A 21554-nucleotide genomic window follows, 5' to 3' on the forward strand; every position below is an offset into this window, starting at 1 on the left:
GGGGAGAGGGCGGGGTGAGGGGCCTCTCTCCGCACGTGAGATGGCCGTGAGACCTGTACCCCCTCACCCGGATCGCGCCGGACGATGCTTCGCATCGCCCGGGGGCGATCCGACCTCTCCCCGCAAGCGGGGAGAGGTGAAGAATTCACTCCCCCGCCTGGAGCTTCCTCGGGAACAACTCGGCCGCGCCCGTCGCCACCAGGTGCGGGCCCTCCGCGGGCGTATCGGCCTTGCTGAAATCCAGCTCCTCGATCCGTCCGGCGCGCTTCTCGATCTTGTCGGCGGAGATCAGCACCTGGCGGACGTCCTCGTTCACGTCGGCAAAATGCTTCTGGAGCTTCAGCACGCGGTCGCGCAAGCGGCCGAGATCGTCGCCGAGCTTGATGACCTCGGTGCGGATCTGGTCGGCGGCATCGCGCATGCGCGCGTCCTTCATGATCTGCTGCATCACCTGGATCGCCAGCATCAGCAGCGAGGGCGACACCAGCACGACGCGGGCGCGATAGGCCTTCTGGATCACGTCGTCGAAGCCGTCATGGATCTCGGCGTAGACCGATTCCGACGGCACGAACATCAGCGCCATCTCCTGGGTCTCGCCGGTGACGAGATATTTTTCCGCGATGTCGCTGACATGCTTCATCACGTCGCCGCGCAGCCGCTGCGTGGCGATGCGCTTCTCCTCGTCGGTGCGGGCATCGTGCAGCGCGGTCATCGCCTCGAGCGGAAACTTCGCGTCGATGCAGAGCGGGCGCTGGTCGGGCAGGAACATGACGCAGTCCGGCCGCTTGCCGGTCGAGAGCGTGAACTGGAACTCGTAGGCGCCCTTCGGCAAGCCGTCCTGGACGATCGCCTCCATCCGGGCCTGGCCGAAGGCGCCGCGCGACTGCTTGTTGGCGAGCACGTCGCGCAAGGTCGTCACCTGCGTGGTGAGGTCGGTGAGGTTCTTGTGCGCGTTGTCGATGATGCCGAGCCGCTCGTGCAGGGCGTGCAGGCTCTCCATGGTGTTGCGGGTCGAGTGCTCCATGGACTGGCCGACGCGATGGGTCACCGAATCCAGCCGCTCGTTGACCGCCCGCGCCATCTCGGCCTGGCGGCCGGCCAGCGCCTGGGTCATGGCATCGACCCGGCCCGAAGCCTCGCTCTGGGCGTGCAGCATCTGGCTGATGCGCTCCTCGAGCTCGTCGGCGCGGATGGCATTCGCCATCGCGAGTTCCGCCCCGCGCCGCCCCGAGCGTGCAATGACCACGGCGATCACAACCAGCAGGATGAGGACCAGGACGCCGAAGCCGATCAGCGCGTCGATCGTGCGCACCGGCCAGTCGCCAGCCACGAAAATGATCTCGTTCATGCCTGTCCTTCTAGCCGATTCGGCTGCTGGCACGAACGAATAGCGAACATTTATGGTAAATGCCCCGTTAATTTTTATGGTTAACAAAAGCTGAAGTTTTATGGTTAGCGGATCGTTAACGCGTTCCGGGCCTCATTGACCGCTTGTCGCGCCCGGCTTAAATCGCCCGCCATGGCCCTCAGAGAAATCATCATCCTGCCCGACAAGCAGCTGCGTCTGGTCTCCAAGCCGATCGAGAAGGTCACGACGGAGATCCGCAAGCTTGCCGACGACATGTTCGAGACCATGTACGACGCGCCCGGCATCGGGTTGGCGGCGATCCAGATCGCCCAGCCGCTGCGGCTGATCACCATGGACCTCGCCAAGCGCGACGAGAACGGCGAGACCAAGCCGGAGCCGCGCGTCTTCATCAATCCGGAAGTCATCGCCTCGTCCGAGGAATTGTCGGTCTACGAGGAAGGCTGCCTGTCGATCCCCGAATATTACGAGGAGGTCGAGCGGCCTGCGAAGGTGCGCGTGCGCTTCACCGATCTCGACGGCAAGGTGCACGAGGAGGACGCCGAAGGCCTCTACGCCACCTGCATCCAGCACGAGATCGACCACCTCAACGGCGTGTTGTTCGTCGACTATCTGTCGAAGCTGAAGCGCGACCGCGTGCTGAAGAAGTTCGAGAAAGCCGCCAAGCGCGCGGAGTGAGGTTCTCCGTCATTCCGGGGCGATGCGCAGCATCGAACTATGGTGCGCAATTGCGCACCTGAGAATCTCGAGATTCCGGGTTCGGCTCTTCGAGCCGCCCCGGAATGACCGTAATTGGATCACGTTCCTCGCAGGTTTTTCCGATGCCCCTTCGCCTGATCTTCATGGGCACGCCCGATTTCTCCGTGCCGACGCTGCTCGAGCTCGTCGCGCATGGCCATGAGATCGTGGCCGTCTATACCCGCGCGCCGAAGCCGGGCGGGCGGCGCGGCCTGCAATTGCAGCCGACCCCGGTCGAGGAAGCCGCGCGAAGACTCGGCGTTCCCGTGCTGACGCCGAAGACGCTGAAGACAGAGGAGGCGCTGGAAGAATTTCGCGCCTTTGACGCCGATGCCGCCGTCGTCGTCGCCTACGGCATGATCCTGCCGCAGGCCATCCTCGATGCGCCGAAGCTCGGCTGCTACAATCTGCACGCCTCGCTCTTGCCGCGCTGGCGCGGCGCCGCGCCGATCAACCGCGCGATTATGGCTGATGATGCCGAAAGCGGCGTGATGGTGATGAAGATGGATGTCGGCCTCGACACCGGCGATGTCGCCATGGCCGAGCGGCTGGCGATCACGGACACCATGACCGCGGCCGACCTGCACGGTCGTCTCTCGCGCCTCGGCGCCGACCTGATGGTCCGCGCCATGGCCGCGCTCGACCGCGGGGGGCTCCAGCTCAAGAAGCAGAGCGAGGACGGCGTCACCTATGCGGCCAAGATCGACAAGGCTGAGGCGCGGATCGACTGGACCAAGCCCGCGCGGGCGGTGCTGCGCCACATCCACGGCCTGTCGCCGTTCCCCGGCGCCTGGGCCGAGCTCGCAGGCGTCAGCGAGAACGCGCGCGTCAAAATCCTGCGCTGCGAGCTCGCCAAGGGCTCGGGCGCGCCGGGCGAGGTGCTCGACGACCGGCTCACCATCGCCTGCGGCGAGGGCGCGATCCGCATCATCGAGCTGCAGCGCGAAGGCAAGGCGCGGATGCAGGCTACGGACTTCTTGCGTGGTGTGCCGCTGAAGGCGGGCGCCAAATTCACCTGACACTGTCATACCCCGCGAAGGCGGGGTATCCAGTACGCCGAGGCTTCTCGGTCGAACGGATAGGCCGCGGCGTACTGGATCGCCCGGTCAAGCCGGGCGATGACGGCAGAATTGGAAACGATGCCCCGCTACAAGCTCACCATCGAATATGACGGCGCGCCGTTCTTCGGCTGGCAGGTGCAGGATACGCTGCCGTCGGTGCAGGGCGCACTGGAAGCGGCGGTGAAGGCGATGACCGGTGCGGATCTGCGGGTGCATGGCGCGGGTCGCACCGATGCCGGCGTGCATGCGCGCGGTCAGGTCGCGCATGTCGATATCGAGAAGCAGTTTCCGCCGGGCCGCTTTCGCGACGGGCTCAATGCGCATCTGCGGCCGCATCCGATCGCGGTGCTCGAGGCCGAGATCGTACCTGATACTTTTGAAGCGCGCTTCTCGGCCGTGAAGCGCCACTATCGCTACCGCATCGTCAACACCCGCGCCAATCTCGCGCTCGACATCGGCCACGCCTGGCGCGTACCGCGCCGGCTCGATAGCAATGCGATGCATGCGGCCGCGCGGCGCCTGCTCGGCAAGCATGATTTCACCACCTTCCGCGACACCGAGTGCCAGGCCAAGTCGCCGGAGAAGACGCTCGACCAACTCGACGTGCTGCGCGACGGGCGCGAGATCACCATCATCACCTCGGCGCGCTCGTTCCTGCACAGCCAGGTGCGCTCGATGGTGGGATCGCTGGTCTGGGTCGGCGAAGGCCGCTGGACCGCGGACGATCTTTCCGCAGCGCTGGCGGCCCGCAACCGCGCCGCCTGCGGCATCGTCGCGCCGCCGGATGGGCTGTATCTGGTGAAGGTAGATTATTAGAGAGACGGGAGGCGGGAAACTCTCGCGACACCCGCCACTGTCATTCCCCGCGAAGGCGGGGAATCCAGTACGCCGCGGCCTCTCGGTTCAATCACGGCTGTCTCTGGAATACTGGATCGCCCGCTTTCGCGGGCGATGACAGCGGAATTCCAGGCGGCGCTATCGCCTCACCCAAAATACCGCGTCAGTATCCCCCGATACACCTTCGTCAGCTTTTCCAGATCCCCCACCGGCACGCGCTCGTCCACCTGATGCATCGTCTGCCCCACCAGGCCGAACTCGATCACCGGGCAATAGCTGGAGATGAAGCGCGCATCCGAGGTGCCGCCGCTCGTCGACAGCTCCGGCTTCCGCCCCGTGATCTCCTCGATCGCGGACACGGCGAGATCGGTGAACGGACCCGGCTTGGTCACGAACACGTTGGAGTTCGACGGCTCCCAGACGATGCGAGCCTTGATGCGGTTGCCGCAAGCCTTTGCCAGCCGCGTCTCGACCAGCTCGCGCAGGCTCGCTTGCGTATGGTTGTCGTTGTAGCGGATGTTGAACTTGGCGCGGGCCTCGCCGGGGATGACGTTGTTGGCCTTGTTGCCGACGTCGACCGAGGTGAATTCGAGGTTGGACGCCTGGAACTGCGCGCTGCCGTGGTCGAGCGGCTCGTCGGAGATCGCCACGATCAATCGCGAAATGTCCGGCACCGGATTGGAGGCGCGGTGCGGATAGGCGACATGGCCTTGCACGCCGTCGACATACAGCGTGCCGGATTGCGAGCCGCGTCGGCCGACCTTGATGGTGTCGCCGAGCGTCTCGACATTGGAGGGCTCGCCCAGCACGCAATGATCGAATGTTTCGCCGCGCTCGGCGGCCCACTTCAGAAGTTTGATGGTGCCGTTGATGGAGACGTCTTCCTCGTCGCCGGTGATCAGGAACGAGATCGAACCCGTGCCGTCGCCGCGCGGCTTGCCGCCGTTGGCGGCGAGATGCTCCAGCACCGCGGCGACCGAGCAGGCGATGCCGCCCTTCATGTCGACCGCGCCGCGGCCGTGCAGAAAACCGTCCTTTACCTCGCCGGAGAATGCGCCGACGCTCCAGGCGCTTTCGTCGCCAGCGGGCACCACGTCGGTGTGGCCGGCGAAGGTGATGTGCGGCCCTTCGCTGCCGATCCGCGCATAGAGATTGTCGACGTCGGCGGTGCCGGGCTCGCTGAACGTCACGCGCTGGCAGGTGAAGCCGGCGGCGTTGAGGGCGTTTTCAAGCACCCCGAGCGCGCCGGCATCGGCCGGAGTTACCGAGGGGCAGCGGATGAGATCGCGGGCAATCGAGAGAGCATCGGTCATGCGCCCCGCTTAACATGCATGCCGCCGGGTGGGCTAGCACTGGGCGGGACAATTTCGATCTCGCGGCTCTGGTCCCAGCCTTGCGCAGGCGGCGCGGCCGATGCCGAACTGTCCTCGATCTCGATGAGCGGGTCGGGGCCGAACCGGTTGTGGCCCGAGGTGCCGGGCCGGCAGAACATTTCGACAAGACCCCACAGCCACAGGAGCGAGGCGGCCAGGCTGAGCGGAAGCATCCAGTTTGAGTTGGGCAGCAGGTCCGCGAACTGGCTGAACAGGCCGGGCACGACGAAGAACGGAACGATCCACCAGCCGCTCCTGTCGCGATCGTGCAGTCGCTTGATCGTAGTCGCGAGATAAATCCAGAAGAACAGCGCCATGCCGGACGCCTTGAGGATCGAGGTCGCGCGATCGGCGGATGCCAGCGAGCGGGAGGCTCGGGGATCGACCAGCTTGAACAGGTCGTCGAGACCGAAGTCGAAATCGAGGTCGACGGCGAGCTTCAAGGTGGATCTGGTCCCTCCGAGGATCCCGATGACTTGACCGACGATCTCCAGCAAGCCCGCCAGCAGCGCGACGATCAGCAGCGCCTGCCACAGCAGGGCGCGGTTGATGCGGCCGTCGAAGCGGAAGAGGTACCAGGTCCAGTCCATGGCGAAGGTTCCGGGCGGCGCAGGCCGTCCGGGAATTGGTCGCGATGGAGGGAGGGAGGGTTCGATAGGTGCCGCAAGGGGCTCTTCACCTCCCCGCCTGCGGGGAGAGGTCGGATCGCCTCGGCGATGCGAAGCATCGTCCGGAGCGATCCGGGTGAGGGGGTACAGGTCTCACGGCAATCTCATCCGTGGAGAGAGGCCCTCACCCCAACCCTCTCCCCGTAAGAACGGGGAGAGGGGGAGGAGAGAGTCTTAATCCCGCAGCAGCTCGTTGATGCTGGTCTTCGACCGCGTGCGCTCGTCGACGCGCTTGACGATCACGGCGCAGGCGGTGCTCGGGCCGATATGGCCGTTCTTCATCGGCTTGCCGGGCAGCGCGCCGGGCACCACGACCGAATATTCAGGCACTTCGCCGATGAAGACCTCGCCGGTGTCGCGGTCGACGATCTTGGTCGAGGCGCCCAGGAACACGCCCATGGCCAGCACCGCGCCCTTGCGCACGATCACGCCTTCGGCGACCTCGGAGCGCGCGCCGATGAAGCAATCGTCCTCGATGATCACGGGCTCGGCCTGGAGCGGCTCGAGCACGCCGCCGATGCCGGCGCCGCCGGAGATGTGCACGCGCTTGCCGATCTGCGCGCAGGAGCCGACGGTGGCCCAGGTGTCGACCATCGTGCTCTCATCGACGTAGGCGCCGAGATTGACGAAGGACGGCATCAGCACGACGTTCTTGGCGATGAACGCCGAGCGGCGCACTACCGCGCCCGGCACCGCGCGAAAGCCGGCATCGCGAAAACGGTTCTCGCCCCAGCCCTCGAACTTCGAGGGCACCTTGTCCCACCAGGTCGCCTGGCCCGGACCACCGGGAATGACGCCCATGTCGTTGAGGCGGAAGGACAGCAGCACGGCCTTCTTCAGCCACTGATTGACCTTCCACTTGCCGTCGGCCCCGCGCTCGGCAACGCGTGCCTCGCCCTTGTCCAGAGTCTCCAGCACCTGGTCCACGGCCTCGCGCACCTCGCCCTTGGTCGAGGTCGAGATGCCGTCACGCGCGTCGAAGGCGCTGTTGATGGTGGATTCGAGGGCGGACAGGGACATCGGGATTTCCTCTTCGGAACGGGAATTTTGACGGATTGGGGCGCTTTTTCGGGATTTGGCAGGGGAGAGTCAAGGCATACTCCGCTGTCGTCCTCCATCCCCCACCGTCGTCCTGGACCAGCGCAGCGAAGCGGAGCGGCGATCCAGGACCCATGACCCCAGGGAGGAGTTTAACGACGACTCGTGGTTGTCAGTCTCGCGCCGCAACCTCTCCCTGGGGTCATGGGTCCTGGCTTTCGCCAGGACGACGGCGGTCAGTGAGGCGACAACCCCGCCAAAAACCCCGCCAGATCATCCGTGACGTGGTCGACATGGGCGGCGTCGCGGCCCTCCAGTTCCCAGTCCTCGCGCACCACTTCCTTGGTGCCGTCGGGCACCACCAGCACGGTGGTCATGCCGAGCTCGTGCGGGACGGTGAGGTTGCGGGCGAGGTCCTCGAACATCGCGGCGCGGGCGGGATCGACGGCATGGTCGCCGAGGAATTTCCGGTAGGTCTGCGGGGCCGGCTTGGGCTCGAACTCGGCCGCGATGATGTCGAACACGCCGTCGAAATGGGTGGCGAGGCCGAGCCGCGCCAGCACCGCACCGACATGGTCGACCGAGCCGTTGGTCAGGATCAGCTTGCGTCCCGGCAGTTTTGCGATGGCCGCGCCGAGCGCCGGATTCGGCTCCAGCGGCGAATGATCGATCTTATGCACGTAGGCGAGATAGTCGTCGGCGCGCACGCCGTGCAGGGTCATCATGCCGCGCATGGTGGTGCCGAAGCGTCGGTAGTAGTCCTTCTGGATATGGCGCGCTTCCTCAGGGCTGACGTTCAGCCAATTGCACACGAACTCGCCGATCCGCGCATCGACCTGCTGCCACAGATTGACATGATGCGGATACAGCGTGTTGTCGAGGTCGAACACCCAGGTGTCGACATGGGTGAAGGCGCGGGGTGGGTTCATTGCAACTCTCTATCCGTTGACCGAGGCCGCGGCCCCGCCCTCAATCGTCGTCCTGACGAAAGCCAGGACCCATACTCCGTGACCGATCATTGGGGCAATCTGGTCGTCGTTCTTCGCCAAACCCGATCCTGGGGCAATGGGTCCTGGCTTTCGCCAGGACGACGGCGCAATGCGTAGCGCCATCATCACATCACGGCATCGCAAACCGCAGCGTCCTGCCGCCGCTCGACATGTCGACCGCGCCAAAACCCGTCGCCGCAAACCCGCGCGCGCCGCAATCGGTCTGCTCAACGGTCTCGAACTTGGTCTCGCGCGTGCAGAGCTGCTTCTCGCCGCCCCAGTTCAGCGGCTTGTCCTTCAGCTTGACGGCGCGGTTGTCGGCGTCGACGGCTTCCGCGAAGCTGAAGATCTGCTTCGGCTGGCCGCTCACGTCGGGGTGCAGGCACTTGCCGGGGTCGATGCGGTACCAGCCTCGGCTCGTCACCGACTTGCCGTCGTCGGTGGCGATCGCCGCCATCACCTTGTGCGGGGTGTCGTTGCACCAGGTCAGGCCGCTCGGCGACGGCGTCTGCGTCGCGTCGACCATGGTCTTGAAGAAATTTGGCGACGACACGGCGTCGGACGGCAGCCCGCGGCTCTTCAGGAACGCAGCCAGCGCTGCTTGCGTCTTCGGTCCGTCGACACCGTCGATCGCCCCGACGTCATAACCGATAATCACCAGCAGCCGCTGGATGCCGGCGAGGCGCGCCTGCTCGTCGTCATATTCGGAATCCTCGGCGAGATACGTCACCAGGTTGCCGTCGTCGCCTTGCGTCGGCGTCACCTGCGTGAAGGGGACTTGCGTCTGGCCGCTGCGGCATTGCCGCGCAGCCGCAATGACGAAATTGTCCTGGGCGACGCACAGCATGTCGTTGCCGTTCTGCGGGATCGGCGAGGCGCCATAGACGCCGAGCGCGCGGGCATTGAGCAGGATGCGGTCGGCGGTCAGCGTGCCCTGCACCACCACGCGGCAGGTGGCGGGATCGATCCTGAACCAGCCGCGCGTCGCGGTCGCCGCCTTGTCGTCGATGCCGATCGCGGCCTCGACGACATAGGACATGCGGTTGCAGATCTCGAGGTCGGCGAAGGCGGGGGCGGAGGAGAAGACGAACGACACGGCCGCAGCCGGCAGCGTCATCAGGAAACGGGTCACGACCGAGCGACGATGCCGTCGCTCTCTCGGCTCGTCATGCCCGGGCTTGTCCCGGGCATCCACGTTCTTGGCGCGGGGCGAAAGATCGTGGATGGCCGGGACATTTTCGCGAAGACGCGCTTCGCGCTGTTGCCCGGCCATGACGCCGCTCTTTGTTCGCTCGCGCCTCACTTATGTATCAGCGTTCCCGTGCCCTGGTTGGTGAACAGCTCCAGCAGCACCGCGTGCGGCATCTTGCCGTCGATAATGACGACGCCCTCGACGCCCTGTTCGAGCGCGTAGATGCAGGTCTCGACCTTGGGGATCATGCCGCCGGAAATGGTGCCGTCGGCGATCAGTTTTCGCGCGTCCTTCACGGACAATTGCGGGATCAGCTTCTTCAACTTGTCGAGCACACCCGGCACGTCGGTGAGCAGCAACAGGCGCTTGGCCTTCAGCGCGCCCGCGACGGCACCGGCAAAGGTGTCGGCGTTGACGTTCAGCGTCTGGCCTTCCTTGGAGGTTGCGAGCGGCGCCAGCACCGGGATCAGCTCGTAGCCGATCAGCTGGTTGAGCAGCGTGAGGTCGACCTTCTCGGGGTCGCCGACGAAGCCGAGATCGATCGCCTTCTCGATGTTCGAGCCCGGATCGACGATGGTGCGCGTCGTCTTCGACGCCTTCACCATGTTGGCGTCCTTGCCGGATAGTCCCACGGCCTTGCCGCCGGCCTCGTTGATATAGCCGACGATCTGCTTGTTGACGGAGCCGGCCAGCACCATCTCCACGATCTCGATGGTCGCGGCATCGGTGATGCGCAGGCCGGCGGCGAATTCCGACTGGATGCCGAGGCGCTTGAGCATGGTCGCGATCTGCGGCCCGCCGCCATGCACGACCACCGGGTTGATCGCAGTCTGCTCCAGCAGCACGATGTCGCGGGCAAAGTTCTTCGCGGTCTCCTCGTCGCCCATGGCATGGCCGCCATATTTGATGACGATGGTTTCCTCGTCATACTGCTGCATGTGCGGCAGCGCTTCGGACAGGATGCGGGCCTGGTCGAGCGGGGAGATGTCGGTCATGAGGCGGATCTCGCTGGCGGGACTGTCGGGCCGCGTTCTATCCGATTGGCGGGGGCAGCGCAAAGTGGGTGTTGGTTCTTACCCTCCAGGGGAGGGGAAGATCGTGCGCTATTTCTGCGCCACCACGGCCGCCAGCGTCACCGCCAGCCAGCTCAAGATCATCACCGTCCCACCGGTCGGCGCCGCGTAGGGAAACAGCGAGTGCCCGGCAAATTGCCGCAAGGTGAGATCGCCCGCGAACAGCGCGGCGCCGCCTACGAAGCCGCACGCGGCAATGAGGCCAATTCCGCCGTGCAGAAGGCCGCGCGCGAGCAGCGCGACCGTCGCAAGTATGGCAGTTGCATGAAACAGCAGCATGGCGCTGGCGGAGGCAAGCCGGCTCGCGTCGCCGCCATGGGCGGAGGCGGCGGCCAGCGCGACGCCGGCGGCGCCCATCAAGCCGGCAAGCCCAATCAACAGGCGATGCGCGGCCATCACGAGCTCCGCTCTTCCAGCAGCTTCGCCATCGCGGCGCGCAGCTCGGCCATGCCCGTCGCGCTCCGCGACGAGGTCGCGAGCACGTTCGGGAACGCGGCCGGATGCTTGGCCAGCGCGGCCTCGGTCTCGGCAATGCGCGAGGCAAGCTCGGAGGGCTTCACCTGGTCGGCCTTGGTCAGCACGATCTGGTAGCTGACGGCGGAGCGGTCGAGCGTCCCGAGGATATCGAGATCGACGTCCTTCAGGCCGTGCCGCGCGTCGATCAGCACATAGACGCGCGCGAGGCTGGCGCGGCCCAGCAGGAATTTATGAATCAGCTCGGTCCAGGACGCGACCTGGCTCTTCGGTGCCTTGGCGTAGCCATAGCCGGGCATGTCGACGAGGCGCAGGTCTTTCTTTCCGGGGACCTCGAAGAAGATCAGCTCCTGGGTGCGGCCCGGCGTATGCGAGGTGCGCGCCAGCGCGTTACGGCCGGTGAGCGCGTTGATCAGGCTCGACTTGCCGACATTGGAGCGGCCGGCAAAGGCGATCTCCAGCCCGTCCATCGGCGGCAGCGTCTGGATCGAGGGCGAGGCCCAGATGAACTGCCAGTCGCGCGCGAACAGCTTTCGCCCGGCCTCGATCAGCTTCGCATCTTTGTCGTCGGTCATGCGAAGCTCTTTGTTTCGCGGTCATTCCGGAGCGATGCGAAGCATCGAATCCGGAATCTCGAGATTCCGGGTCTGGTGCTTCGCACCATCCCGGAATGACGGAGTGGGTGACTTACGTCGCCTTCCTCGCGAACGTCGCCTTGAGATTGTCGAACAGCTCCACCTTCACGCCGTTGCGGCGCATGATGAAGCTCTGCTGGAGCACCGAGAGCGTGTTGTTCCAGGCCCAGTAGATCACGAGGCCCGCCGGGAAGCCCGCCAGCATGAAGGTGAAGATCAGCGGCATCCAGTTGAAGATCATCTGCTGGGTCGGATCCGGCGGCGTCGGGTTCAGCTTCATCTGGAACCACATCGTGATGCCCATGATGATCGGCCAGATGCCGAGCGCGAGGTAGTGGCCGAACACCGGAATCGTGGTCGGATCGAGCGGGATCAGCCCGAACAGGTTGAACAGATTGGTCGGATCCGGCGCGGAGAGGTCCTTGATCCAGCCGTAGAACGGCGCCTGCCGCATCTCGATGGTGACGAACAGCACCTTGTAGAGCGAGAAGAACACCGGGATCTGGATCACGACGGGAAGACAGCCGGCGACCGGATTGATCTTCTCCTTGCGGTAGATCTCCATCATCTCCTGCTGCTGCTTCACCTTGTCGTCAGGGTAGCGCTCCTTCAGCGCCTGAAGCTGCGGCTGGATCGACTTCATCTTCGCCATCGAGGCGTAGGACTTGTTCGCCAGCGGGAAGAACAAGAGCTTCACGATCACGGTCACGAGCAGGATCGAGATGCCGAAATTGCCGAAGAAGCGGTAGAAGAAGTCGAGGCCGAGGAACATCGGCTTGGTGATGAAGTAGAACCAGCCCCAGTCGATCAACAGGTCGAAATGGTTGAGGTTGAGTTCCTTGTTGTAGCCGCCGTGGCCGGCGAGCGGGAAGTTGATGCCGACCACGCCGGCTTCCTTGGCGCCGGCAAACAGCCGCGCGTTCGCCGTCGCACTGCCGCCGATCGCGACGGTGACGGGATCGAGCAGATAGTCGGTCTGGTAGGTGTGGACGTTGCCGACCGGGTTCGACGAGAAGCGCGCCTGGAGCTGGGCACTGGTGTCCGGCAGCAGCGCCGAGGCCCAGTACTTGTCGGTCATGCCGAGCCAGCCATTGGTGGCCTTGAAGTTCACCGACTTGGCTTCGTCGATCTTCTTGTAGGCGTATTCCTGCAAGCCATCGAGATAGCCGATCAGGCCTTCGTGCAGGATGTAGTAGCCGGAAACCTGCGGCGTGCCGTGACGCGAGATCAGCGCGAACGGATAGAGCGTGACCGGCGCGTTGCCGACATTGCTCACCTCGTCCTTGATGGTGAAGAGATAGTGGTCGTCGACCGAGATGGTGCGGCGGAAGGTGAGGCCCTCGCCATTGTCCCACTTCAGCACCGCCGGCGTCGTCGGCGTCAGGCTGCCGCTGCCGTCCTGCTGCCAGAGGGTCTGCGCGTCCGGCAGTTTCGCCGTCACGCCCGTGGCCGGCACCCAGCCGAACTCGGCGTAATAGGGCTCAGCGGTGCCCGAGGGCGAATACAGGACGATCGGCGGCGACTTCGGATCGACCGTTTCGCGATACTGCACCAGCGCGACATCGTCGATGCGGCCGCCCTTCAGCGAGATGCTGCCGGCGATCCGCGGCGTGTCGATCTTCACGCGCGGGCTGGCCGCAATCGCGGCGTCGCGGGCGACGACCGGCTGGGCCTGCTGGCCTGCTGCCGGCGTTGACGGCTGCGCGGCACCGCCGGATTGCGGCGTGGCCCCCGGCGTCGCGGAGGCCGTCGGCTGCGGCGTGGTCTTCTGAAGCTCGGCCTGCGCCTGCTGCTGGGCGCGCTGCTTCTCCATCGCCGGCACGTTGTAGAAATACTGCCAGGCGATCAGCACGAGGCCCGATAGAATGACGGCGAGGATGGTATTGCGATTGTCGGTCATCATCTAATGTCTCGTCATCAATCCGTTTTGCGGCTGGCAGCAGGAGCGGTGCCGGGCCTCTGGCCGCGTCCCTTTGACTGTTCCTTGGCCGTATGCCGCGCGGGCTTCGAGAACGCTATGCGCAGATCGTCGAGCATGGTGGCGAAGGGGCGCGACAACGCGTCCCTTCGGCCGACCAGCACATAATCATGATGGGGCTGCATTAACACCGGCTCGAGCCGCTTCACGAGTTCGCGAAGCCGGCGCCGGATGCGATTGCGCTCGGGGGCGTTGCCGTTCTTTTTGGTGACGGTGAAGCCGATTCTGATCGGGCCGCTGTCGTCGCGGGGGCGGCTTTGCAGGACGAACGCGGGACTATTCACCCGCGCGCCATTGGCAACGGCGAGGAAATCCGCCCGCTGCCTCAGCCGATCCATGATGAAATCCCAAAAAGGGGGTCTGGCTCAGGCGCTCAGACGCTTGCGGCCGCGGGCGCGGCGGGCGGCGAGAACCTTGCGGCCGCCGGCAGTGGCGAGACGGGCACGGAAACCGTGACGGCGCTTGCGCACCAGTTTGCTGGGTTGATAAGTCCGCTTCACGGGTTTTTCTCCGCTGACCGGGCAATTTGCCTGTAGAATTGATGGTAAAGTCCCAACGATGCGGCCCAAAACGGGCCCTTTTTCGGCCCCAAGAGAGCCGCTCCCGGCGTCACACCGGGTCATCGCGGACAATTCGGGCGGCTTATATGCGAGCGCTCCCTTTTCGTCAACGCCGCGAGAGCGCAGGATTGCGCTGAATATCGCTGATTGTGCGGGGTTTTTAATCGTTGAGGTGGCGACTCGCCTTATCAGCGCCTACATCCCACCTTGGGAGATTAGCGATCCGTAATTTGACCGGACCGGGGGCGGGCCGCATCCTTCCTCCGCCAGATCGTTCACCGGCCAACTCAGTCGGGCCAAGTCAGTGAGGACGAATTTCGTGGCAGCGACAGACCTCCAGCCGATCCAGGATACGGATCAGCGGGACCCGCCGGCGATGCGGCCGCGCGGGCCTGCCGGCTTGGGGCTGTCAGGCAAGCTGCTGCTGCTCACGGTCCCCCTGGTGATGATCGCGGCCATCCTGCTCTACGTGCCCGCCATCGCCAACTTCTGGGTCAACCGGCTGAACGACCGCGTGGCCGCCGCCAACACGGCGGCGCTGGTGCTCGACGCCGCCCCGCTCGGCATGGTTCCCGATTCGCTGTCGCGCGAGATCCTGAAAAGCATCAATGCCCGCGCCGTCGCCATCAAGATGGGCCAGCAGCGCCGGCTGCTCGCCAGCGACAATCTGCCCGCCGCGATCGAGCACGACGTTGATCTCCGCGACATGACCGTATGGGAGGCGATCACCGGCTCGATCCAGATGATGCTGGAGACCGGCAACCAGGCCATCCGCATCGTCGGCCCCGGCGTCGGCAACGCCCAGTTCGTCGAGATCGTGACCGACGAATTGCCGCTGCGGCAGTCGATGTACCGCTTCTCCCGCAATGTCGTCGTGGTCGCGCTGATCATCGGGGTCTTGACCGCGGGCCTCGTCTATCTCGCGCTCCACTATCTCTTCGTGCGGCCGATGCGGCGGCTCACCGCGAGCCTGGTCGGCTTCCACGAAAACCCCGAGAGCTCGGCGCGGATCATCGTGCCGAGCCAGCGCAGCGACGAGATCGGGGTCGCCGAACGCGAATTGTCGGACATGCAGCGCGATTTGATGTCGATGCTGCATCAGAAGAGCCGGCTTGCCGCCCTCGGCCTCGCCGTCTCCAAGATCAACCACGATCTGCGCAATCTGCTGGCGTCGGCGCAGCTTTTGTCGGACCAGCTTGCCAGCGTGCCGGATCCGCGGGTGCAGCGCTTTGCGCCCAAGCTCGTGCGTTCGCTCGAGCGCGCCATCGCCTTCTGCCAGTCGACGCTGTCCTACGGCCGCGCCCAGGAGGCCTCGCCCGACCGCCGCATGATCCTGATCGAGCCTGTCGTGCTCGAGGTGCGCGAGACCGCCGGCCTTGCCAGCGATGCCTCGATCGCCTGGGTCGCCGCGATCGAGCGCGGGCTCGCGGTCGATGCCGACCCCGACCAGCTGTTCCGCGTGCTGCTCAACCTCGTCCGCAACGCCGCCCAGGCGCTGGAAAGTCATTCCTCCGGCGACGGCGGCGCGCAGCAGATCCGGATCACGGGCAAGCGCGAGGGCGCCGTCGCCATCCTGGAGGTCTCCGACACCGGTCCCGGCGTCCCCCAGAAGACCCGCGACCATCTGTTCGAGGCGTTCCAGACATCGGGCCGTCCTGGCGGCAGCGGGCTTGGTTTGGCCATCGCCGCCGAGCTCGTCCGCGCCCATGGCGGCGACATCCACCTGGTCGAAGGCACCATCGGCGCCACCTTCCGGATCGTCATCCCCGACCGCCCCGTGGAACTGCTCTCCATCCGCAACGAGCGGGCGCGGGCGTAAGTCGGTCAGCGGCCGAGCAACGGCGTCATTCCGGGGCGGCGCAAAGCGCCGAACCCGGAATCCAGAGGTTTGGGGCCGAGATTCCGCACGTCTCGCTTGGCGAGCCCGGAATGACCCGGGCGAAGTCGTCATTTCTCTACAAAATCTCCCCATCCCGGACCTTGCCAATCGGGACAAGAGCGGTTAGTCAGAGCGCTCTTTCGCACCCCTCCGGCGCTGTCCGGAGGCTGCCTGCGGGCCCAGCCCGCACTGTCCGCGAAAAACGCGCCCGTAGCTCAGCTGGATAGAGCATCAGACTACGAATCTGAGGGTCGGACGTTCGAATCGTTCCGGGCGCGCCATAATTTCCTCTTTAATGTCATACCGTTACCCGGATCGCTACGATTAGGTCTCCATTTTTCATGTTGCATCTAACCCAACATGTTTTCGTGGTTTTTCAAACACTTACAAATTATGATGCTGTGTGAATGCAACATGACCGCAACAAAATTGCGTTGATATGACCCCACGCGACGATGAAGACCCTGCTGAGGAGCAGATTTGGGACCGAGAAAGCGCGGTCGAGTTCCTAGAGATGGAAATCTACAAGAGGAACACGCGCCGATCGGACAATCCGATCATTTTGCCACTTGAGGCCGCACGCCTAATTTTCGATTGCGCAAAACTGGGCCAGCACAAGGGGCACGGGCGCAAAGGCGCTCCACCAAATCGTGTCAAGAAACTGCAGAGCGAAGCGATCGTGAATTGGGCCCGCAAACGCAGAGACAAGTTGCGCGCTGAAGGCATGAAGGCGACCGGAGCGAATAGCGCAGAAGATCAAGCTGCCGAGGAGGCAAGCAGTTTTGCATCCGAGCGTTACGGGTTCAACCTTGCGGCGAGCACGATCAAACGCAAGATGCAGTCGCGCATCGACGATTGATCGCGATTTATCGCCGAAGATTTTCTCTAATAGCTCTACTATTTCGATCATGGTGAAACGGAGCCGCACCATGATCAATGATAGACAGCCGACCAACCTTCCTGGCGATCTCCTCTGGGGGGTTGCTGCTATCGCGGAGTACATCGGACGCGAACGCAGAAGTGTCTATTACTTGATTTCTAAAGGGGTGATCCCTGCCAAGAAGCTTGGCGCGAAGACCATCTGCGCCCGCAGGTCGGAGATCGATCGTGCGCTCACGCAGGGAGCTGATCGTTCAAAACGCTGAAAGTCTGGCAGCGCGCGCTTGGCGCCAACCCCTTCGTGATTTCATGAGAAGCAATATTGGTGACACGGAACGGTTACTAGTCGATCGCGCTCGGGCAGCGCGCATTCTGGGCGTCTGCAAATCGACAATCATCCGGTTGGAAAAGGCCGGTATACTGAAGAGAGTGCGGCTCAATACTAAAGCAAACTGTCCGAAGGCCTACTACAGACTTGGAGATCTGGTATCGCTCGTTCACGCCGATAGTGCGGATCCGGATGCATGATGACCGCTCAAGTGGTCTTGGATAGCTTGCGGCCTCGCCAAAAGACTACCTATTTTGACAATTTGAGGCTGCGGCTGCCGAGAGAACTGAGGGAGCAGGAGCTATCCTTTCTCCAAAGGCAAAGTTACTTTGCTGACCAGCGTCCCAGCGAAAACCACGCCAACGTAGTGCTGACCGTGGTCCGGCCATTACCAACTGCGTTGAAGTTTTTATCAGAAGTATCTCACGTTATGTCGTACCTTGAGATAGCTCTAGACGTGTCGTTTGATGGTCCAGAATCTCTGCCTCGGTTGCACGCGCTCTTCAATGAGCACTTTGTTCAACGATGGCACTCAAGACAGACCGGTGAGGACAGGGGCACCACCTATACCGGTCCCAGAAGAATGCCGGGTCGCTTGTTCACGGCCTATTCCGACAGGCCCGACCGCAACCACGGACACCAGGATTGCTTCCACATCGAAGCTCGGCATACTGGTACTCGGGCCGTCAGCCGGGCGGGTGTAAGTTCTGCCGGTGATCTGCTTACTTTTGATCACGTCGCCTTCTGGCAGTCTAATCTACAGCTTTTTTGTGTGAACTTAGACCGATTAGGCCGTTTTCACGAAAACCGACTTTTTCGTCGCAAGCGTCATTGTAGCCGCATCGAGAAGTCCGGCCGTCTCCGGTACAACGTTGACCGATCCGTCGGCGCGATTCTGTTTCGCAATCACAGCTATAACCCATTCTTGGATCTGTTCACCGTAGATGCGTTCGTGCAGAGCTACGGCAGAGGGCCGTTTCTCGTAAGACTTGATGCGAGGAACCTCCTGCCGTGATCCCACCCTTTATATTGATTATGTTGTCGAACCATTCATTCCCTCAGCAACGTATTCAACATCAAACACAAAACCGCAAAAATCATGTCACTCTGATGCATCCCCAAAAGACAACCCGACCATACAGCATCACAGATGCATCACGTTCCATGTGAGCCGATAGTACTGGCATCTCCATCGTGTCGATTTCATCCAGCCGCATAGAACATAACCGAAGCCGAGACGTGCTCGCGTACTGGTGCGATCGGTGCATTCAGACGGCAAGTAGCAGTTCTTGGGAGGCGTCTCATGGAGTCCTCGAACCGGCCGATATGCTTCGGCTCACCAGCAACGAGGCACGCGTGCCCGCCAATGGCGTTGAAGTACTGCGGTTCGGAAAACAGAACGCAGATCACCCTACGCCGCCCGCGATACCCGATGATCCCACATGCCGCTCCTTGTCTAGAACCCATGTTCGCCTCCATTAGGGGCCCACTGGGACGATTTTTCGCGTGTAACGAGGGGAACATCACCGACAGGGTAAAACACGCATCAGCACGCATTTGAGCAGGTTCACTTATTCATTGTCGTGCAACTTTGCGCGAAACTGGTCAATGCTGATCATTGGCCTCCCTCGCGGCGGCACTGCGGTCTTTTTAAAGAGATGGTAGTGCGGTCGTACCAGCAGTACGGGGCGGCACCTCGGTCGCCTCTTGCCGCGAGCAATTGAACCTGAATCGAATTCAGTCTGGGTCCATCTGCAAACCGCGATCAATCTCCCGCGCGCGTCGAGAGGTTGGGAGCGCGATTGGCAGACCCTATGTCAACCATCGCGTGGGAAACGCGCGTCCTGAACTTGGAGGTAGTCGGCCCATGTGATAAATCTGGCGGTCTCGTTTCTACCTTCAGCCCGTTAGAGATGGGAAAAATTGCTCCTTCACTTCAAACGTGAAGGCCAACCTATTGAGGAACGCAAGTGACCTTAGCCGAGGACGATCGATAAGGACCGAGGAGGTCAGGCGGCGCGCAGCGATGTGAAACAGGCGCTGTGCCTCCTTACGAAGAACCTTGTGAAAGATTATCGGGAAAATATTGTCGGGGGCCGGATGCCGGCAAAATCACACTACTCCTGAGATTTTCTATGTCTTTTTATTGATCTCCCGACACACGTTCCGATGTCGGTACAATACTGGCCGGGAGCGCATATCTGGAAAGCTATACCGCCGCACTTACAAAGCTCGCGCGCGGGCTGATTGACCGGGCAAGCGGGATACGCGTAAGCCGGCGATAATGCAGTACATCCAATTCCGATTGCTACAGCCACAAAGGCAAGAGTTCTCATTTAATCTCTCCAATGATTATAACTCCTTCATCTTCCAACCTGGTCTTTCGCGCGTAATCCATCCATCTATCTTGGCGTAGCATCAACGCATTTTTGCGGGCCATTGTTTACGAGACAAAATTGCGTGGCTCCCGTGACCTCGTCAATTTGCCACAGGGCGTAGTTCGGCGAAGTGAAACACGTCGGATCATTATAAGTTGGATGTATTTCGCTCTTGATTCTGCTCGATGCAGGAAGGGCGCTCTCAAAGGTCTGTTCCCGGCAATTCCCAGTGACTTCGGCGCTCTTGACTTGAAAAGACCCGGTGCACGCGTGGATTTTTCGGTTCTTGTTATCAATCCTATATGCGAGCCATACCCAGTTGATTTTGCTTTTATGGCAGCCGAACATAAATGGCTTGATTTCGAAATCAGAAGCCCAGATGGCCGTTGCAGGCAACCAAAGCAATACGGCGATTACAATTCGCAGCATGGAGCCCTCTGGGTTAAGTAATACCTACGCTCACCCTGTGGGTGTTTTTTCCAAACCGCAACTCCCAAAGGCGAGGTACCCAATTAGATCCTACCTCCTCCAAACAGGGGCGCGAGATGTAATGAGCGATGCTGCCATCGTATGGCTACGTCCCGACGTAGAAAATCGAGAGGATGCCACCAGCGGAAGACACTGACGTCAAGCAGTACCGCAATTGAGGAGGACATCACAGCACTGAGCGGCCGTTCCAGTACCATCAACACCCGCACGATGCGCCAGAATGGCAGGCCGCGATCGAGGCGTTGATGCTGCTAGCTGATCTCGGCGGCCCGATGACGTTCGCTCGGATCGGCGTCATGCGCGCATTGAACCGCCATCACGTTCGGGAGTTTCACTCCGGACGGCAGAGAGCCGCATTGAGGCCGGCGCGAGCTGAAGAGGGACCAATGACCGTCTTTGTCTACGTCAACACGAGCAGGCAGATCGGCGGCGTCGACGAGATCAAAGTCTTCGCCGCGCGTGGCGTTCGAATGCGAGGTTCTGGAGTTATAAGCTCCAAAGCCGGAAGACCCTCGAAGCCCGTCGATCGTTCGTCCTTTTCGGGTGGCCCGTTGAACACGCGACCAATTTCAGCCTAAGATTGACGCAGCACGATAGCATACACATATTGGGGGATGAGATGCTGATGTTGGAGTCCGAAGCTCTCACGAAGGACGCCTGGCAATGGTTCGGAGCGGGGCTCGGACTAGCCTTCCTTGTTACGATCGCACTGATCGTCCTGTTCTTCTGGTACAGCGCCTACCACGCCGAAACAGAGCAGGATGCGCTCGATCTCGGCTTTTTGGGGTTGATCTTGCTTCTGGTGACGATCTTTTATCTGGTAGCGTTTTCGTTCCTGGTAGCCGCCTCGACCAAAGGTCTGGACGTGAAATTGCTCGTTGCGGCGGTCGATGCATTTGTCCTGATTGGGAGCAAGCTACTTGCACCGGAATTTTTGCGGTACCTGAACGAGGAGCCAATCGGGGGACCGACCAAGAAGTGAGAGCTAGTGAGATGCCAAATTGGCATCGTGTTCTGGAGCTGCTCCCACGGTGGCGCTTCCAACCAATCGTGTTTCATAAAGCGAGGTATCCCGTTCATGACGAAGACGTTCGAGGTGTTCGGACCATATGAAATTGACCGAGACCGAGTATTTGAAAACGCTTGGCAGAAAGATGGGTGGGATTATGTCAATCAGGCCGCAGGAGGCAGGCTCTCGGACGCTATAGGAATCTATATCTTCTCTCTGCGTAACGGTCGGAATTATAAACCAATCTACGTCGGCCTCACGACTAAGCAGAAATTTAGCAAAGAGGTATTTAACCAACGCAATTTACGCATGATTTCGCAGCTTGATAGCCGCAACGGTTGGATGAAGGGGACAATCTGTCTCCACCTCCTCGGAAAGCGGAAGGAGAAACAGGTCGGATTTGCCCGGCCTCGCAGAGATTGGCTTCAGGCACTCGAAGCGCTGATGATATTTATCTGCCGGCGAAAAAATCCGGCTCTTTTGAACCGAAAACATACGGCGTGGCTGGACGGAGTGGGGATCGGCGGGATCACTTCAAATGCAGCGATGAAGGGTAAGCCACCGCATGCGATCAACACCCTGCGCAATGTAATGGATTGGTGACCGTCGG

The 21554-nt window shown here is 62.3% G+C and carries 21 protein-coding genes and 1 tRNA gene; 9 read left to right on the top strand and 13 right to left on the bottom strand.

The features are described from left to right. Nucleotides 1-145: 145 nt before the first annotated feature. On the bottom strand, nt 146-1348 hold the full coding sequence (locus ACFLEY_RS03735) for a DNA recombination protein RmuC (RefSeq protein WP_211433471.1): 1203 nt from the start codon (nt 1346-1348) through the stop codon (nt 146-148). 171 nt (nt 1349-1519) lie between these two features. Between ACFLEY_RS03735 and def the strand changes: the two genes are divergently transcribed. The 3 genes from def (at nt 1520) to truA (ending at nt 3981) form a co-directional block, all read left to right on the top strand. After that, on the top strand, nt 1520-2044 hold the full coding sequence (gene def, locus ACFLEY_RS03740) for a peptide deformylase (RefSeq protein ID WP_011090831.1): 525 nt from the start codon (nt 1520-1522) through the stop codon (nt 2042-2044). A 143-nt stretch (nt 2045-2187) separates the two neighbouring features. After that, nucleotides 2188-3123 carry a methionyl-tRNA formyltransferase gene (fmt, locus tag ACFLEY_RS03745; protein WP_211433470.1) on the top strand — a complete coding sequence of 312 codons (936 nt, stop codon included), beginning with the start codon at nt 2188-2190 and terminating at the stop codon, nt 3121-3123. 120 nt (nt 3124-3243) lie between these two features. Further along, a complete protein-coding gene (gene truA / locus ACFLEY_RS03750) occupies nt 3244-3981 on the top strand; it encodes a tRNA pseudouridine(38-40) synthase TruA (protein ID WP_060910032.1) in 738 nt (245 codons plus the stop codon). A 167-nt stretch (nt 3982-4148) separates the two neighbouring features. Here truA and dapE read toward each other — a convergent pair whose 3' ends face one another. The 11 genes from dapE to rpmH all read right to left on the bottom strand — a co-directional run bounded on the left by dapE (nt 4149) and on the right by rpmH (nt 13922). Next, nucleotides 4149-5315 carry a succinyl-diaminopimelate desuccinylase gene (gene dapE, locus ACFLEY_RS03755; protein WP_060910033.1) on the bottom strand — a complete coding sequence of 389 codons (1167 nt, stop codon included), beginning with the start codon at nt 5313-5315 and terminating at the stop codon, nt 4149-4151. After that, complete coding sequence (locus ACFLEY_RS03760; RefSeq protein WP_060910034.1) at nt 5312-5965, bottom strand: DUF805 domain-containing protein; 654 nt, start codon at nt 5963-5965, stop codon at nt 5312-5314. The genes dapE and ACFLEY_RS03760 overlap by 4 nt, the downstream gene beginning before the upstream one ends. A 252-nt stretch (nt 5966-6217) precedes the next feature. Next, on the bottom strand, nt 6218-7063 hold the full coding sequence (gene dapD / locus ACFLEY_RS03765) for a 2,3,4,5-tetrahydropyridine-2,6-dicarboxylate N-succinyltransferase (RefSeq protein ID WP_011090826.1): 846 nt from the start codon (nt 7061-7063) through the stop codon (nt 6218-6220). A gap of 254 nt (nt 7064-7317) precedes the next feature. Then, on the bottom strand, nt 7318-8010 hold the full coding sequence (locus ACFLEY_RS03770; protein WP_011090825.1) for a pyrimidine 5'-nucleotidase: 693 nt from the start codon (nt 8008-8010) through the stop codon (nt 7318-7320). 190 nt (nt 8011-8200) lie between these two features. Then, nucleotides 8201-9187 carry a DUF1036 domain-containing protein gene (locus ACFLEY_RS03775; RefSeq protein WP_060912848.1) on the bottom strand — a complete coding sequence of 329 codons (987 nt, stop codon included), beginning with the start codon at nt 9185-9187 and terminating at the stop codon, nt 8201-8203. A 182-nt stretch (nt 9188-9369) separates the two neighbouring features. Continuing rightward, nucleotides 9370-10257 (bottom strand): acetylglutamate kinase, encoded by an 888-nt coding sequence (gene argB / locus ACFLEY_RS03780; protein WP_060910035.1) that lies wholly within the window; start codon nt 10255-10257, stop codon nt 9370-9372. Between the two features lie 108 nt (nt 10258-10365). After that, entirely contained in the window at nt 10366-10731 is a 366-nt protein-coding gene (locus ACFLEY_RS03785) for a DUF423 domain-containing protein (RefSeq protein WP_038966082.1), read from the bottom strand. Continuing rightward, complete coding sequence (gene yihA / locus ACFLEY_RS03790; RefSeq protein ID WP_028175985.1) at nt 10731-11384, bottom strand: ribosome biogenesis GTP-binding protein YihA/YsxC; 654 nt, start codon at nt 11382-11384, stop codon at nt 10731-10733. Before yihA ends, ACFLEY_RS03785 begins: the two co-directional genes overlap by 1 nt. 112 nt (nt 11385-11496) lie before the next feature. Next, nucleotides 11497-13344: a membrane protein insertase YidC gene (yidC, locus tag ACFLEY_RS03795; protein ID WP_038966085.1), complete on the bottom strand. Its 1848-nt coding sequence runs from the start codon at nt 13342-13344 to the stop codon at nt 11497-11499. A gap of 17 nt (nt 13345-13361) precedes the next feature. Next, nucleotides 13362-13760 (bottom strand): ribonuclease P protein component, encoded by a 399-nt coding sequence (gene rnpA / locus ACFLEY_RS03800; RefSeq protein ID WP_011090819.1) that lies wholly within the window; start codon nt 13758-13760, stop codon nt 13362-13364. A gap of 27 nt (nt 13761-13787) precedes the next feature. Next, nucleotides 13788-13922, bottom strand: coding sequence for a 50S ribosomal protein L34 (rpmH, locus tag ACFLEY_RS03805; RefSeq protein WP_008542748.1), 135 nt, complete (start codon nt 13920-13922; stop codon nt 13788-13790). A 379-nt stretch (nt 13923-14301) separates the two neighbouring features. On the opposite strand from rpmH, the gene ACFLEY_RS03810 reads away from it, so the two are divergent. The 4 genes from ACFLEY_RS03810 (at nt 14302) to ACFLEY_RS03825 (ending at nt 17006) form a co-directional block, all read left to right on the top strand. Then, nucleotides 14302-15801 carry a HAMP domain-containing sensor histidine kinase gene (locus tag ACFLEY_RS03810; RefSeq protein ID WP_028175987.1) on the top strand — a complete coding sequence of 500 codons (1500 nt, stop codon included), beginning with the start codon at nt 14302-14304 and terminating at the stop codon, nt 15799-15801. A 264-nt stretch (nt 15802-16065) separates the two neighbouring features. After that, a tRNA-Arg gene (locus ACFLEY_RS03815) sits at nt 16066-16142 on the top strand. Nucleotides 16143-16300: 158 nt separating this feature from the next. Then, on the top strand, nt 16301-16720 hold the full coding sequence (locus ACFLEY_RS03820; protein ID WP_396604514.1) for a hypothetical protein: 420 nt from the start codon (nt 16301-16303) through the stop codon (nt 16718-16720). Between the two features lie 70 nt (nt 16721-16790). Continuing rightward, entirely contained in the window at nt 16791-17006 is a 216-nt protein-coding gene (locus ACFLEY_RS03825; protein WP_396604515.1) for a helix-turn-helix transcriptional regulator, read from the top strand. A 2464-nt stretch (nt 17007-19470) separates the two neighbouring features. Here ACFLEY_RS03825 and ACFLEY_RS03830 read toward each other — a convergent pair. Further along, nucleotides 19471-19875 (bottom strand): hypothetical protein, encoded by a 405-nt coding sequence (locus ACFLEY_RS03830; RefSeq protein WP_396604516.1) that lies wholly within the window; start codon nt 19873-19875, stop codon nt 19471-19473. Nucleotides 19876-20554: 679 nt separating this feature from the next. On the opposite strand from ACFLEY_RS03830, the gene ACFLEY_RS03835 reads away from it, so the two are divergent. Together ACFLEY_RS03835 and ACFLEY_RS03840 are read left to right on the top strand one after the other, a co-directional pair. Then, nucleotides 20555-20917 carry a hypothetical protein gene (locus ACFLEY_RS03835; RefSeq protein WP_396604517.1) on the top strand — a complete coding sequence of 121 codons (363 nt, stop codon included), beginning with the start codon at nt 20555-20557 and terminating at the stop codon, nt 20915-20917. Nucleotides 20918-21013: 96 nt separating this feature from the next. Further along, nucleotides 21014-21547, top strand: a complete 534-nt coding sequence (locus tag ACFLEY_RS03840) for a hypothetical protein (protein WP_396604518.1) — start codon at nt 21014-21016, stop codon at nt 21545-21547. Nucleotides 21548-21554: the final 7 nt, after the last annotated feature.

The organism is Bradyrhizobium sp. YCK136 (genome assembly GCF_044570075.1).
Taxonomy (GTDB): Bacteria; Pseudomonadota; Alphaproteobacteria; order Rhizobiales; family Xanthobacteraceae; genus Bradyrhizobium; species Bradyrhizobium diazoefficiens.

What these genes read in the sequence shown, in the direction of transcription:
- yidC (WP_038966085.1), bottom strand. Translation starts at nt 13,344, where the DNA reads ATGACCGACAATCGCAATACCATCCTCGCCGTCATTCTATCGGGCCTC.
- ACFLEY_RS03735 (WP_211433471.1), bottom strand. Translation starts at nt 1,348, where the DNA reads ATGAACGAGATCATTTTCGTGGCTGGCGACTGGCCGGTGCGCACGATC.
- truA (WP_060910032.1), top strand. Translation starts at nt 3,244, where the DNA reads ATGCCCCGCTACAAGCTCACCATCGAATATGACGGCGCGCCGTTCTTC.
- fmt (WP_211433470.1), top strand. Translation starts at nt 2,188, where the DNA reads ATGCCCCTTCGCCTGATCTTCATGGGCACGCCCGATTTCTCCGTGCCG.
- ACFLEY_RS03825 (WP_396604515.1), top strand. Translation starts at nt 16,791, where the DNA reads ATGATCAATGATAGACAGCCGACCAACCTTCCTGGCGATCTCCTCTGG.
- dapE (WP_060910033.1), bottom strand. Translation starts at nt 5,315, where the DNA reads ATGACCGATGCTCTCTCGATTGCCCGCGATCTCATCCGCTGCCCCTCG.
- ACFLEY_RS03840 (WP_396604518.1), top strand. Translation starts at nt 21,014, where the DNA reads ATGACGAAGACGTTCGAGGTGTTCGGACCATATGAAATTGACCGAGAC.
- ACFLEY_RS03820 (WP_396604514.1), top strand. Translation starts at nt 16,301, where the DNA reads ATGACCCCACGCGACGATGAAGACCCTGCTGAGGAGCAGATTTGGGAC.
- ACFLEY_RS03835 (WP_396604517.1), top strand. Translation starts at nt 20,555, where the DNA reads ATGCTGATGTTGGAGTCCGAAGCTCTCACGAAGGACGCCTGGCAATGG.
- ACFLEY_RS03830 (WP_396604516.1), bottom strand. Translation starts at nt 19,875, where the DNA reads ATGCTGCGAATTGTAATCGCCGTATTGCTTTGGTTGCCTGCAACGGCC.
- yihA (WP_028175985.1), bottom strand. Translation starts at nt 11,384, where the DNA reads ATGACCGACGACAAAGATGCGAAGCTGATCGAGGCCGGGCGAAAGCTG.
- ACFLEY_RS03760 (WP_060910034.1), bottom strand. Translation starts at nt 5,965, where the DNA reads ATGGACTGGACCTGGTACCTCTTCCGCTTCGACGGCCGCATCAACCGC.
- rnpA (WP_011090819.1), bottom strand. Translation starts at nt 13,760, where the DNA reads ATGGATCGGCTGAGGCAGCGGGCGGATTTCCTCGCCGTTGCCAATGGC.
- def (WP_011090831.1), top strand. Translation starts at nt 1,520, where the DNA reads ATGGCCCTCAGAGAAATCATCATCCTGCCCGACAAGCAGCTGCGTCTG.
- ACFLEY_RS03775 (WP_060912848.1), bottom strand. Translation starts at nt 9,187, where the DNA reads ATGACGCTGCCGGCTGCGGCCGTGTCGTTCGTCTTCTCCTCCGCCCCC.
- ACFLEY_RS03770 (WP_011090825.1), bottom strand. Translation starts at nt 8,010, where the DNA reads ATGAACCCACCCCGCGCCTTCACCCATGTCGACACCTGGGTGTTCGAC.
- argB (WP_060910035.1), bottom strand. Translation starts at nt 10,257, where the DNA reads ATGACCGACATCTCCCCGCTCGACCAGGCCCGCATCCTGTCCGAAGCG.
- ACFLEY_RS03785 (WP_038966082.1), bottom strand. Translation starts at nt 10,731, where the DNA reads ATGGCCGCGCATCGCCTGTTGATTGGGCTTGCCGGCTTGATGGGCGCC.
- dapD (WP_011090826.1), bottom strand. Translation starts at nt 7,063, where the DNA reads ATGTCCCTGTCCGCCCTCGAATCCACCATCAACAGCGCCTTCGACGCG.